This is a genomic window from Paraglaciecola hydrolytica, from assembly GCF_001565895.1.
Taxonomy (GTDB): domain Bacteria; phylum Pseudomonadota; class Gammaproteobacteria; order Enterobacterales; family Alteromonadaceae; genus Paraglaciecola; species Paraglaciecola hydrolytica.
Window position 1 is genome coordinate 462,048 of sequence record NZ_LSNE01000003.1, and the last position, 13,500, is coordinate 475,547.

Consider the following 13,500-nt stretch of genomic DNA (forward strand, 5'->3'; position numbering starts at 1 on the left):
TTTTGATCTTGTTTACTGGCATGACTCAGATGAGTTTTGCGGCCAGTACAACCATAGTCCGATTTAATGTCTCTGAATTTGCTCAACAGGATATTAGTCAACAGCTGCGTTATTTTAAACTAAGTGAAAATCAACGACCTATACCTCAGTTAAGTGCAAACTTACCGGCTTGGTTAGGCAGCTTAACACCCCATCAAAAAACCAATACGTTTGGCGATGCCTTTCTTTCAATTTTTGAAATTTATAACGACAGTCAACAGTCAGAGTGGTTTGTTTATCCTTATGGCTCGGTTATCGCCAATATTGAAATACATAGTTTTGATGCCAACAAGGCATTAACTAAGGTGTTATCTGGCCATGATGTAATTAATCAAGAAGACTTTCATTATGGCGCTAGGTTAACTATCAAACCTGGGCAGAGCAAAACCATTATGCTGGTTTTTAAAAGTGATTATTTTTTTGCACCCACAAAAATCCTAGTGCAACCCTACCATCAACTGGTGCAGCAGTTTAATCTGGAAAAAGTACTAATTTTGTTGTGTTTGGGCATTTGCTTAGCCTTAGGTGTGTTTAATTTATTTATCTTCTGGGTGGTAAAACAATACCAATATTTACACTATGCCTTAGCAACACTGGCTTTTACCCTGGGTTGGGCGAGTGTGTTTGGCCTGCCCGAATTTATGGGCTTAGGCTCATCAACGTCTTGGTTAATGCCCAGTTATATCATTGGGGCGTTTTTCTCATGTTATTTTTACATGCAGTTTTTAAAAACAGCGCAACAAGCACCTCGTACTACCCTAGCATTTAAAATAACCGCAGCCGCTTCACTATTGGCTTTACCATTCGCCTTTTATAACCAAGGGCTTGGTTTGTATCTTGCCTCAATCTTGACCTCGGCGGCGTTGTTTATTGGTTTATATGCGGGATTAACTGCTTGGCGACAGGGTTATACACCGGCACGTTATTTTATCTGGGCATTACTGGCCGTATTACTGCCCAACTCAGTGGGTAATTTGATGAATTTGGGTATTTTACCTGGCTTCAACATCAATATTTATTTACTTGGTCTGATAGGCAACAGTCTTGATAGTTTGTTGTTAGCCTTTGCTTTGGCCGCTCAGGTGCGTTTACTTAATTTAAAAAATATTGATCTCACCACTAGTCTAGAACACACTGTTGAGCAACGTACTAAAGAGTTAACCCAAGCCAATCTGCAACTAGAGCAAACCAACAGTGAGTTACTCGAGGCCAATTTAGCTAAAGGACGTTTTTTGGCAACGATGAGCCATGAAATACGCACTCCGCTTACTTCTATCATAGGTTATGCCGATGGCATATTGATGGGTGATATTGATAAATCGGAGCAAGAACGAGTAACCAAAATCATTGCTGAGAATGGTAACCATCTATTAGCTGTGATCAACGATATTCTTGATATCAGCAAAATTGAAGCAAATAAACTCGAATTTGAAGCAATCCCAACTCCACTTTTTGCGGTGTTGGCGCAGATAGAATCAGTGGTAGGCAAACGAGCGAGGGACAAAGGGTTGGCCTTTCATCTGGACTACCAATACCCATTGCCCGCGCAAATTTATACTGATCCAACTCGTTTGAGGCAGATCCTATTTAACTTAACCAACAATGCACTTAAGTTTACTGAGCAGGGTTTTATTGGCTTGTCAGTGGCTATTGAACATGGGCAACTTAGCATCAAGGTAAAAGATTCTGGTGAGGGCATTTCAACCACCCAACTTAAACAATTGTTTCAGCCCTTTGCTCAAGCCGATAGTTCTATCAATCGACGTAAGGGGGGAACGGGTTTAGGTTTAAGTATCTCACAACGTTTAGCTCGTGGTTTAGGTGGTGATATTCAAGTTGACAGTGTGCCACGCAAAGGCTCCACCTTTTCCTTACACATTGATTTGAATGTGGTAGAAAACTCACCGTGGATCAGTTCTGTAAGTGAAATTTGGCAGGCCACTCCAACCAAAACCATTAAAACCGTTTCTTTGCCCGATTTTTCCGGTAATCGAGTGTTGTTGGCCGATGATCATCCGAGTAACAGAGAGCTGATTGCGATCTTACTCAGACGCATGAATATTAGCGTGACTGAAGTAGAAAATGGTCAACAAGTACTTGATACCCTGTTTTATCAGCAATTTGATTTATTGCTGTTGGATATTCACATGCCACAACTAGATGGCTGCGAAGCGTTAAAACAAATCAGAGCGGCGGGTAATCACACCCCAGTTATTGCCCTTACGGCTAATAACATGAAACATGAAGTGCAACATTATTTGCGATTGGGCTTTTCTGATCATTTGGCTAAGCCGTTGTCACGCCACCATTTTGTTGCCAAGTTGGCTAAGTATTTAAGCAAACATAGCGCCGCGCAAAGTCACTTACAGCAAAAAGATATGTTGGTTTTGATCAGAGATTATCAGCAAGAGCTGTTAATCCAATTACAAAAAATTGAAAGTGCTTGGCAACAAAAAGACTTAACCCAGATCAGCGAAGTTGCTCATAGAATAAGAGGCTCTGCGAGTTCTTTTGGCTTTGATTTGGTCAGCGAAAAATTTGCGGATATTGAACAATCGGCCTTGCAAGATGATGAAATTGCGCTGAGTTATACCTTACCAAAAGCACTGTTATTGAGCCGCCAATGCGCTAACTTACCGCAGGTGGATATTCCGCAGGGCATTGTTAATCACCATAATAGCGTTGAGCAATTTTTGTATGCTCTTTATGAGTTGCTTAATGTGGCAGAACATAGCTTTCAGGATATGTTGGATGCCCTCGCTGACAATACCGTAAATAGTGCTCTGGTCTATTTAAATGATTTTCAACCGCACATTAAAAAATGTGCATTGTTAGGCTCCATCGAAGCATGTGAACAACTCGAAGTATTATTTATACAAGGTGACTGTAATCCTTATCTCACTGCTCCACTTATTCAGCAGCTAAAAATGCACCTGTCCCAGCTCAAACACGCGCTAAGCCCCAATATATTGACTGAGTTGTAGCTTACACCAACCAATATTTAGCCATACTTCAGTTACCATACTCCAGTTAATAGTGGCTGAATAAATCTAAGGGTTTGGAGCAGTTGACGCAGCAAAAAGAGCGTCAACTGCTATACGGATTTAATAGCTTAAAGGTGGTGTTTTGGTACCGTTGGTAGACATTAGTGGTGGTGTTTTAGTGCCATTGGTCGACATCAATGGCGGTGTTTTGGTGCCATTGGTAGACATTAGTGGTGGTGTTTTAGTGCCGTTAGTAGACATTAACGGTGGTGTTTTAGTGCCGTTGGTTGCAGCATTTGCCAAGCCAGAAACAGCGAATAAAGTGACAGTGATCAGGGTACATAACCATTTTATTTTAGTGAATTGCATTTTTTTACTCCGATATTAGTTATTTAAATGTGGATTTGTTTCCACATTTTACTAATACCACAGTAATGATTGCTTTTCTTCTGTTAGGCTTGAATGAGACTTTGTTGTTGCAGTTTTATCGCTTCACGCACCACTAACCACAGTACCCACACGGCCAATGCATGCATGATGTATTCGTACGAATAATAGATATATAGAGCGTTTATTTTGAGCGTGTGGCGAATTAAAAACTCACAGATCATGGCGCATTCAATCACACAGGATACCCATATGGTTTTGTAAACAAACCAGTCTAAACGCAGGATGTTTGCGCCACTGTCTAGATAATAATTTAGGCCATGTGGTCGGTAGAGCAGTAAAAAACGCACTATCAGACTCAGGCTTATTTTGAAAAAATAAAAATATATTTGTGGAGCGGGATGATCTGTTTGATACCAATAAATTTCTGCCAACAGGGTGATAACAAGCAATATCGCAATAGGTTTGGCGAGTTTGTCTGTTCGAACATACCACAAGGTAATCGCGGTAAATGCAAATACTGCGGCGGTATAAATAAGATTATTATTTAAACTTAAAAACGCCAGATTAATGATGATGTTTTCGATTAATAATAGTATGCAAACTGTTTTTATATCGATGTTATGGCGGAATGTAAAAGCAATCACAACAAATGCGGCAGTGCTTACACAATCAAACAGAAGTGGTACCCCGTAACTATAAATTCCTAAAATGATGCATGTTATGGTTAACAACAAGATGATTACTGGGTTTATAAGGTGTTTGACCAACACGTTTAAAAACCAAAGAATTTAGTAATCAGTACTTTAAAATTATATTCGGTTGTGTCGTCTATATGCCCTTGGCAGGCTTCGTGCCATTTGCGGATTATCTCGATACTAATATTGTCAATAGTGCCGGGCTTTTCGTTTTCAATGGCCGATACAGTTTCGCGACTAATGCCTAAAATTTGCGCTAACTCAAGCTGCGAATATGGCGTTTTTTTACGCAGCTCTTGGAGCATTTTTCCGTCGAACTTGTTACGTCTTCCCATACTGCACCATACTACTTGGATTAAAATTTACGCCAGAAATTTATCGTAATGCTTGATGTAGGTAAAGAATTTTCTTCTTTTGGTCCTACTTTGGATCTGCAGAAACGCCTTACATAGCTTAAGTGTGTTGACACAACGTTTTTAAGCGAGTTAGTCACAACGTTTTTTCAGCGAAACTCTGTGTTGTACTACACGTTCGCGTTCACCAAATTTTATCGAAAGAATGATGCAACGTTTATCATCCGGCGCATCTTTATTGCTTAGCGTCTCAAGCTTAGCAATTAAGCTTGTTCCTGAGTAGTTGGCATCGGGATCAATGGCATAAACCCAAGCAAAAACCTCTTCTTTTTGCGGCCCAAGCAAGGTCATAATATTTGCTTGTTGATCCCAGTAATCAATTTTTGCTTGAGTTTCTGCGTCTATTTGACTGCATGCGCTACAAAACAACAGCACCAACAAAGACATCCAGTGACGATTATTCAGGGTACTTTTAAAGATGGCTATGTCTTTGACAGGCATTTCGAGCTCCGTTGATTAATTACTAAATACTAATCCAATGTTTAAAGTAGCTGGCTTCTCTTTAATAGCCAGTCTGGTTGCTGATCTAAGTTTGATTAATCCCTCGAGGTTTTAACATGAGCTTGACGAACTATCAAAATAACCCCACTTATTACTAATAACGAACCTAGCAAAAAGTGTAGATTCAAATATTCACCTAAGATCAAAAAAGCAAAAATCCCCGCAAACACAGGAATAAATAACGAAATACAGGCGGTAATAATGGCAGGCAGTCGTTTAGAGGCAAGGGCAAATCCAAAAGTAGGGATGGCCGTACTTAATACACCCAGAGCGATGAACAAATACCACGACCGACTATCTAGTTCAGAAAAATCCCCCATCTTACCCGTTGTTGCAACTAGTAGTGCCAATATAATACTCCCCATGGCAAAGGTTAATAATGCAACGCCACTTGCTTCGGGTGCTTTGCCTTGTTCAGCTAATTTTTTAAACCAAAAAGCGTAAAGCGCAGTCATTATTGCTGCCATTATTGCCGCAATGTCGCCAAGCACCTGTTGCCAGGATAAGTGCCCACTGTTAATTATTTGAGGCGACATAATAACTATCATGCCGCTGAGGGCTAACAAGGCGCCTACTACCTCCACTACAGCAGGTTTTGTACCGTACATCCAACGCAATGCCAGCACAAACAAAGGAGCCGTACTCAGCAGTAAAGCAACTTCGGCTACCGGAGCCACCTGAAACGCTATAGTTGCCAACAAATAGTAGGCAACTAGCAGTAAGGCAAGTACATAGGCGATAGGGCGTTTACAGACAAGCGCGAAACCATGTTGGCGATTTTGTAACAGAAAAATAAACGGCAAGGTAACTAATAACGCGACAAACAAGCGAAGTGATGCCACTAACACAGGTGAAACCGGCGGCAATAAGCGTATAAAAATACCGGTTAGTCCCCAGGTTAACGAAGTCAGAGCCGCCACGACGAGTAGTAGTTTGTCTGACATGAGCTAGTTTTATAATCCCAATTCGCTTGTTTGACCAACTATGTACCCAAACAAACTGAATATACGAGTTTCAGCAAGTTGCTTGGGTATATACGTATTATTAAGGCTGGATCACCATTACGTCAGTTTTTAATAAGGCTAAAATACTTTCTGCGGTATTACCCATTAGTTTTGCTTTAAGGCCTTTACGTCCAACACTACCAATAATAACCAATTCTGCGGCTATTTTTGAGGCAACACTTGGAATGACTTTGCTGGCTTCTCCGGCTTTGATATGAATATGGTCAGCACTAACCTCTTGTTCACCCAACATCTTATTGATCAGTGGCAAATACTTCAGTTTTGCCTTTTCAATGGCGGCATTTTTGTTAACCAAACCAAGATCTTTAAGCACGGGAGATAAGGGTAAACAAAAACAATAGTGCACTGGCATACCGGTCGCTGATGACAGTGTATTGGCTGCATCGACTAATTTTTTGTTTAAGGTTTGTTTGGATCTCACCTTAGTAGCCATATCAAGGGAGACCATGATAGCGCGCTTTTTTTGCCACTTTTTATCCGCTACCAACATCACAGGCACTAAACCGTTGCGCATTAAATGCCAATCGGTGGGCACATAGAAGGCTTTTTCGCTGCGATGCCCCGTTTTAATGATAAGGCTGTATGACTTTGAGCTGCAATGATTAATCACCCATGTTGCTAGGTCTTTTGCCCATACCACTTCGGTGCTTGAGCAATCTTGTAATTCATGTTGTTCAACTTGTTTATTTAACCATTGTTGATGATGTAGCAAAATTTGCTCTTTGGCTTGCTCGATTTGCGCTTTGCTTAAACTATGGGACAGACTGTCCAGATGTTCATAACTAAACGCAACTACGTGTAATTTTGCTCCATAACGCTCAGCCATAAGTTTACCGTGAGCCAGCGCTTTTTGCTGTTTATCCTGTTTATCTGAAATCACTAAAATATTGTCAATTTTCATGTATTAACCTGCATATTTGTGCTGATGTTGATAGATAATCTAAAAAATCTGAACTTTGGATAATGAGTGTCGACGAGTTTTGACTTTATTAATATAAATCAAATAGCTAGATTTACTTCCCTGCCTTATAGAAACGCTACTATATAATTGTTGTTAAATAAAGCTAAACAGCATTAGCTTCTAGGCGAGATCCGCATATTCGCTAAGTCTTTAAATTTATTTTCACTATTGCCTAATTGCTCACTGTATATCTGCTGATAAGCAAGCACGGCTTTAACATAGTTACGGGTTTCTTTATAAGGGATAGTTTCGACCCATAAATCCATAGGTACACTGTCTTTTTCAGGTAACCAATTTTTTACTCGGCGCCAACCCGCGTTGTAAGATGCGGTGGCTAAGATAGCGTTATTATCCATTTTATCCATCAGGTAACGCATATATTGAGTACCCAACTCCACGTTGGTTTCGGGATCATAAAGCGACGATGAACTAATTTTTGTTTTGGCGATATAGCTTGCTGTACCTGGTAAAACTTGCATTAAACCTTGAGCACCTGCCTCTGAATAAGCATCAGGCATAAACGAGCTTTCTCGTCTAACAATGGCAAAAGCCCAAGCTGGATCAATGTTATTTTTCTGCGCATTGCTTTTAAGCGTTTGATCAAAGGCCATAGGAAAACGACGGGACAAATCATCTAAATAACCCGCCTTTGAAAAGGTAAAAATAGCCTGATCATGCCAGCCTTGTTGATCGGCTAATACTGCAGCAATTTTGAGCTGTTGTTCATTTAGCTGACTTTGTAAAAAGATCCATTCACGTCGCGCGCTAAGCTGGCGGCCTAAATGACGAAATTCAAAGGCACGCTGCGCGGCAGGTAAGTTGCCAACAGAATCCAACTCCTGCTGAGTGAATTTTAATGGCAAATTATTCAAATTGGTTTTACGTGCAAGTTTACCACTGGCTAAAAAGCCATAATAATGTCGTTGGTCAGCTAGTTTTTCATAGGTTTGCCTTGCTTGTTCTGGTGCTTTGATTTCTTCATAAGCGCGAGCTCGCCAATATTGAAACAAGTATTCGTCACTTAACTTTTGTGGGGCAAAATCGATAACATCTAAGGCGTGTTGCCAATTACGATGGCGTAATACATGGGCAAGGTGCCAGCGCAGTAACTCTTCGTCTTGACTTGCAGTCGCTGCTTTTTCTAGCCATTCTTCCGAGTCGGCATGATTAATAATGGCCAATGCAACCGCGAATTTTTCAGCAATTTCTTGCTGTTGTGTAAGCGTAAAAGGAAAGCCTTTTTCAAGTTTTTGCCAACTACGTAAGGCTAAATCTCTGTCATTCCACACCAAACGTGACAAGCCGTAGGTGATAATCTGTGTTTCTCGTTCGGGAAATGTTTTTGGAAAATTTGATAAACGACTGACCTGACTGGGCGAGCGCCTGACGGCTAACCACAAATCCGCTAGGTATTTTTGATTATCAGGCAACAGGGTTTTTAAATAGGGGATCAAGGTAGCATCGCCACCATCAGCCGCGAGTACTAAACGTTGCCAAACTAACTGCGGAGTTCTCAAGCCTGCTGCCTGCCATACCTTAAAAATTTTGTCGCAAGCTTTGGGCTGAGACTCACCTACTACCCAAAGTGCTTCTATCTGTTTGAAAGCTTGGGCTTTTAAGTCAGGCTGATCCAGCATAAATTCAATTTGTTTACAGGCTAAGTCTTCTTCACCTATATATCGATAAGATGTTAAAAACACTTCCGATTTATTCTGTTTAACCAGATATTCCAACCATTTTTTACGCAGCGGACGGTCTAATGGCGATTCGGCGTAATCCACTAAAAATTTTTCAATGGCGTCGCGATTAGACAGATACGGATAGCTGATGAGTGATTTTTGCTCTAAGTAAGGTGTTAGCGGGTAATCCTCTAATTGCACTAACCATTTTTGATAAAGCTGATTTTTAGGTTTATCGGCTAGCGTTTCTGCCCGAATAAATAATTGACGTTGAGCCTCGATGCTAAGTTTAGCATGTGGCACATTGGCTAAAACTGGCGTAACAGCGGCCGAAGCCAGCAATAAACCCAGAATATATTGACGAAGAGTTGCGCTTTTCATACCACTAAGTGAAAAAAAACCGTCGTTCATCTTAGCAAACTTAAGCAGGGATTAGGCTGGGTATTTTAACTAAATCGTAAAAAATAATAAATTTCACTGGAATGACCAGTTGAAAACAAGTCTACTACCCACATGTTATTTCATTGATGAATATTGGCTATAATCGGTTGACCTTTTATCTTTCTTTAACAAGAATCAGCCTCACCCTACACTGGAGTCCAGTTATTGGCCTCCTCAATCACTTTGGCCAGCGCCACAGGAGATAATAATGATATACGCAGGTTCAAGCCTTAAGGTTAACTTGCTGCAAGATGGCATTGCAGAAGTAGTCTTTGACGCACAAGGCTCAGTCAATAAATTTGATAAACAAACTGTGGCGGAGTTATACGCAGCCACTGAAGCGTTAAAAAATAATACCGAAGTGAAGGGCGTATTAGTTCGTTCGGCCAAATCTACTTTTATTGTTGGTGCAGATATTACCGAATTCACCGAATTGTTTGATATGCCGGAAGCTGAAGTACTAACTTGGGTAGCTCACACTTCACAAGCTTTTAATCATTTTGAAGATTTACCTTTCCCTACTATTGCGGCAATCAACGGTTTTGCTTTAGGTGGTGGTTGTGAGATGACGCTGGTTTGTGATTTACGAGTGGCTGATACCTCAGCCAGTATTGGTTTGCCAGAAGTCAAACTGGGTTTGATGCCTGGTTTTGGTGGCACAGTACGCTTGCCCCGCTTGATTGGTGCAGATAATGCCCTAGAGTGGATGACCACAGGAAGAGATCGCAAAGCAGATAAAGCGTTAAATGAAGGTGCGGTGGATGCCGTAGTTGCCCCTGACAAACTCATTGATGCAGCTATCAGCATGCTAAAAGATGCCATCGCAGGTAAATTTAACTGGCAGGCACGCCGTGCGCAAAAACAAGCCCCCCTTAAATTAAATAAAAACGAAAGCATGATGAGCTTCTCCACAGCTAAGGCCATGGTATTTGCTCAAGCAGGTAAACATTATCCTGCGCCGCATATGATGGTAGAGACCGTTGCTAATGCTGCACGTTTAGGCCGTGATGAAGCCTTAGCTTTAGAAAACCAAGGATTCACCAAGCTGGCTAAAACCGCTGCGGCTAAAGCCCAAGTGGGTATTTTCCTTGCGGATCAGCTAGTTAAATCCAAAGGCAAAAAGCAGGCTAAAGCGGCGACCAAAGAGCTTAAACAAACTGCGGTATTAGGTGCCGGTATTATGGGTGGTGGTATCGCTTATCAGTCGGCCGTTAAAGGCACGCCGGTGATCATGAAGGATATCAACCAGCCAGCCTTAGACTTAGGTTTAAAAGAAGCAGCTAAGATATTGGGTAAAGGCATGGAGCTTGGCAAAGTAGATGCAAAGACCATGGCAAGCACCTTAAATAATATCGTACCTACTCTCGAATATTCAGCTATCAAAGACTGTGATTTAGTCATCGAAGCCGTAGTCGAAAACCCTAAAGTTAAAGCTATGGTGCTCAAAGAAACCGAGCAACATGTGGCCGCTGATGCGATCATCTGTTCAAACACTTCGACTATTTCTATTAATCAATTAGCCAAGAGTCTGGATAAACCAGAACGTTTTTGTGGCATGCACTTTTTTAACCCCGTACACAAAATGCCACTGGTAGAAATTATCCGTGGCGAAAATACCTCAGAAGCGACTATTTCAGCCGTAGTTGCCGCGACCTTAAAAATGGGTAAAACTCCGATCGTAGTGAATGACTGCCCTGGCTTTTTAGTCAACCGCGTATTGTTTCCTTATTTCGCAGGATTTAGCCAACTACTTATCGACGGTGCAGATTTTGTTGCGGTGGATAAGGTCATGGAAAAAATCTTTGGTTGGCCTATGGGCCCTGCCTATTTGCTGGACGTAGTCGGCATGGACACAGCTGATCATGCCTCTGGCGTGATGGCTGATGGCATCCCAGAACGTATGCAAAAAATCGCCAATGATCCGGTTACCTTGTTATATAAGGCTCAGCGTTTGGGCCAGAAAAATGGCAAAGGTTTTTACAACTTCAGTATTGATAAACGTGGTAAACCTGCCAAAGCGGCGGCTGATGAAGCCTACGCCTTGTTTGCGGAACATTGTGCGGCTAAACGTGATTTCGACGCTGATGAAATTATCGCCCGTGTGATGATCCCTATGGCTAACGAAGCCATTCGTTGTTTAGAAGAAGGCATAGTTGCCAGCGCCGCAGAAGCCGATATGGCCTTGTTATATGGTTTAGGTTTCCCGCCGTTTAGAGGTGGTGTATTTCGTTATATCGAAACCATGGGCTTAACCAACTTTGTCACCTTAGCCGACAAATACGCGGATTTAGGTCCGATTTATCAGATTTCCGACGGCGTGCGCCAAATGGCCGCCTCAGGTAAATCTTATTTTTCTCAATCAGCCTAATTTGCGCCAGAGGACAAGAACATGAAAGAAGTCGTCATAATCGATTGTATCCGTACCCCAATGGGGCGCTCTAAAGGCGGTATTTTCCGCAATGTTAGAGCCGAAACACTATCCGCTCACTTAATGAGCCAACTCGTCGCCCGTAATCCGAAAGTTGATCCTAATGAGATTGAAGACATCATCTGGGGCTGTGTGCAGCAAACCAAAGAGCAGGGTTTTAATATCGCTCGTAATGCCCAGTTATTAACTGACATTCCGCGCAGTGTGGCTGCTGTAACGGTTAACCGTTTATGTGGTTCATCCATGCAAGCCTTACATGATGCAGCCAGTGGCATAATGAGTGGCCGTGGTGATGTATACATGATTGGTGGTGTTGAGCACATGGGCCATGTGCCGATGGATTTTAATTTAGATTTTCATCCGGCGATTGCCTTACAAGCAGCACGCGCTTCGGGCAGCATGGGTTTAACCGCCGAGTTGCTAGGTCGTCAAAACGGCATAACCCGTGAAATGCAAGATGCCTTTGGCGCACGCTCTCACCAAAAAGCTCATGCAGCCGCAGTCGAAGGCCGCTGGGCCACAGAAATAGTACCGACCCTTGGGCATGATGCTGACGGTGTATTAAAGTTGATAGATGCAGACGACACCATTCGCCCTGACTCAACACCACAAAGCATGGCGACCCTGCGTCCGGTGTTTGATCCGGTTAACGGCACAGTCACTGCTGGTACCTCTTCAGCTTTATCTGACGGCGCATCGGCGATGTTGTTAATGTCTGCAGACAAAGCCAAAGCCTTAGGTTTAACACCACGAGCTAAAATCCGCGCCATGGCTGTTGCTGGTTGTGATGCAGCCATTATGGGTTTTGGCCCAGTACCGGCCACCCAAAAAGCCCTTAAACGTGCTGGTTTAACCATGGCCGATATCGAACTGGCCGAGTTTAACGAAGCTTTTGCAGCTCAGGCATTATCTTGTATCAAACAGCTTGGCTGGATAGATAGCTATGAAGATAAAGTTAATTTAAACGGCGGGGCTATTGCTCTAGGGCACCCATTGGGTTGCTCGGGTGCTCGTATCTCAACCACTCTGATTAATTTGATGGAAGCCAAGGATGTAAACATTGGATTAGCCACCATGTGTATTGGTTTAGGCCAAGGCATAGCAACCATATTTGAACGCGTATAATACGTGGTAATTTGATTAAGGCGTCGGAAGACGCCTTTTTTATGTACCGCTAAGGGCATTATGGCCTGCGGCCACTAAGATTATATGCTGCGCTCACCCGTATCCCTGCGGGGTATGACTAACCATCCATGGTTAGCCAGTCACATCTTCTCAACAGCCAGAAGAAGTAAGCAATAAGGACCGCTCTTCGGCCAACTTTCTAATCCGCTACAAGTCTTAACTTTCAAGTCAAAACGGCGAAATATAGCTTCCTTGTAAACCTCGCCTTGTATAATCAACAAGGTGCTAATGAAATTGGATTAATAAGTTAGCTTGAAAGCGGCGTTTTTGGGCTACATTTTTGAGCTGTTGCAAAAAAGAATGCTCGACAGACAGGGATGGCGGTCGCAAAACGAATGCTTGATGCGCGCAGCGCATATCTTGGTTTTTAAAAAGAAAAAAGAGGATTGGTGCAGACTATCGGAATCGAACTGCTATGAAACCTAGCTGCTGATTACAAGTCAGTTTGAAATAACTGAGAAAGGAATGGTGCCGACTACCGGAATCGAACTGCTATGAAACCTAGCTGCTGATTACAAGTCAGTTTGAAATAACTGCGAAGGGAATGGTGCCGACTACCGGAATCGAACTGCTATGAAACCTAGCTGCTGATTACAAGTCAGTTTGAAATAACTGAGAAAGGAATGGTGCCGACTACCGGAATCGAACTGGTGACCTACTGATTACAAGTCAGTTGCTCTACCAACTGAGCTAAGTCGGCACACTAAGAACTACCATTTTGCGTGGTGCTTTTGCAAAATTCGGCGCGATTTTATGCAT

Annotated in this window: 10 protein-coding genes and 1 tRNA gene; 3 read left to right on the forward strand and 8 right to left on the reverse strand. The window is 42.3% G+C overall.

Annotation, left to right across the window (positions count from 1 at the left end; genetic code table 11):
- Positions 1-20 precede the first annotated feature (20 nt).
- Positions 21-3,023: a response regulator gene (locus tag AX660_RS04605; RefSeq protein ID WP_068375196.1), complete on the forward strand. Its 3,003-nt coding sequence runs from the start codon at positions 21-23 to the stop codon at positions 3,021-3,023.
- Between the two features lie 120 nt (positions 3,024-3,143).
- Here AX660_RS04605 and AX660_RS23080 read toward each other — a convergent pair whose 3' ends face one another.
- The 7 genes from AX660_RS23080 to AX660_RS04640 form a co-directional block, all read right to left on the reverse strand.
- Positions 3,144-3,392, reverse strand: a complete 249-nt coding sequence (locus AX660_RS23080) for a hypothetical protein (protein WP_131811757.1) — start codon at positions 3,390-3,392, stop codon at positions 3,144-3,146.
- Between the two features lie 83 nt (positions 3,393-3,475).
- Complete coding sequence (locus tag AX660_RS04615; RefSeq protein ID WP_131811758.1) at positions 3,476-4,057, reverse strand: hypothetical protein; 582 nt, start codon at positions 4,055-4,057, stop codon at positions 3,476-3,478.
- Positions 4,058-4,185: 128 nt separating this feature from the next.
- Positions 4,186-4,443, reverse strand: a complete 258-nt coding sequence (locus tag AX660_RS04620; RefSeq protein ID WP_068373205.1) for a helix-turn-helix domain-containing protein — start codon at positions 4,441-4,443, stop codon at positions 4,186-4,188.
- Positions 4,444-4,593: 150 nt separating this feature from the next.
- On the reverse strand, positions 4,594-4,962 hold the full coding sequence (locus AX660_RS04625; RefSeq protein ID WP_068373208.1) for a hypothetical protein: 369 nt from the start codon (positions 4,960-4,962) through the stop codon (positions 4,594-4,596).
- Between the two features lie 95 nt (positions 4,963-5,057).
- On the reverse strand, positions 5,058-5,966 hold the full coding sequence (locus AX660_RS04630; RefSeq protein ID WP_068373212.1) for a DMT family transporter: 909 nt from the start codon (positions 5,964-5,966) through the stop codon (positions 5,058-5,060).
- 100 nt (positions 5,967-6,066) lie between these two features.
- Entirely contained in the window at positions 6,067-6,948 is an 882-nt protein-coding gene (locus tag AX660_RS04635) for a universal stress protein (protein WP_068373216.1), read from the reverse strand.
- 173 nt (positions 6,949-7,121) lie between these two features.
- Complete coding sequence (locus AX660_RS04640; RefSeq protein WP_235594652.1) at positions 7,122-9,098, reverse strand: transglycosylase SLT domain-containing protein; 1,977 nt, start codon at positions 9,096-9,098, stop codon at positions 7,122-7,124.
- Positions 9,099-9,336: 238 nt separating this feature from the next.
- Here AX660_RS04640 and fadB point away from each other — a divergent pair, with 238 nt between their 5' ends.
- Together fadB and fadA are read left to right on the forward strand one after the other, a co-directional pair.
- Positions 9,337-11,496 carry a fatty acid oxidation complex subunit alpha FadB gene (fadB, locus tag AX660_RS04645; protein WP_068373219.1) on the forward strand — a complete coding sequence of 720 codons (2,160 nt, stop codon included), beginning with the start codon at positions 9,337-9,339 and terminating at the stop codon, positions 11,494-11,496.
- Positions 11,497-11,517: 21 nt separating this feature from the next.
- On the forward strand, positions 11,518-12,681 hold the full coding sequence (gene fadA / locus AX660_RS04650; RefSeq protein ID WP_068373222.1) for an acetyl-CoA C-acyltransferase FadA: 1,164 nt from the start codon (positions 11,518-11,520) through the stop codon (positions 12,679-12,681).
- Positions 12,682-13,365: 684 nt separating this feature from the next.
- On the opposite strand, the gene AX660_RS04655 is transcribed toward fadA, so the two are convergent.
- Positions 13,366-13,441, reverse strand: a tRNA-Thr gene (locus tag AX660_RS04655).
- Positions 13,442-13,500: the final 59 nt, after the last annotated feature.

Excerpts from the sequence above, each read along its gene's own strand:
- AX660_RS04620 (WP_068373205.1), bottom strand. The coding sequence starts at position 4,443 with ATGGGAAGACGTAACAAGTTCGACGGAAAAATGCTCCAAGAGCTGCGT.
- fadA (WP_068373222.1), top strand. The coding sequence starts at position 11,518 with ATGAAAGAAGTCGTCATAATCGATTGTATCCGTACCCCAATGGGGCGC.
- AX660_RS23080 (WP_131811757.1), bottom strand. The coding sequence starts at position 3,392 with ATGCAATTCACTAAAATAAAATGGTTATGTACCCTGATCACTGTCACT.
- AX660_RS04625 (WP_068373208.1), bottom strand. The coding sequence starts at position 4,962 with ATGCCTGTCAAAGACATAGCCATCTTTAAAAGTACCCTGAATAATCGT.
- AX660_RS04630 (WP_068373212.1), bottom strand. The coding sequence starts at position 5,966 with ATGTCAGACAAACTACTACTCGTCGTGGCGGCTCTGACTTCGTTAACC.
- AX660_RS04605 (WP_068375196.1), top strand. The coding sequence starts at position 21 with ATGACTCAGATGAGTTTTGCGGCCAGTACAACCATAGTCCGATTTAAT.
- AX660_RS04640 (WP_235594652.1), bottom strand. The coding sequence starts at position 9,098 with ATGAACGACGGTTTTTTTTCACTTAGTGGTATGAAAAGCGCAACTCTT.
- fadB (WP_068373219.1), top strand. The coding sequence starts at position 9,337 with ATGATATACGCAGGTTCAAGCCTTAAGGTTAACTTGCTGCAAGATGGC.
- AX660_RS04635 (WP_068373216.1), bottom strand. The coding sequence starts at position 6,948 with ATGAAAATTGACAATATTTTAGTGATTTCAGATAAACAGGATAAACAG.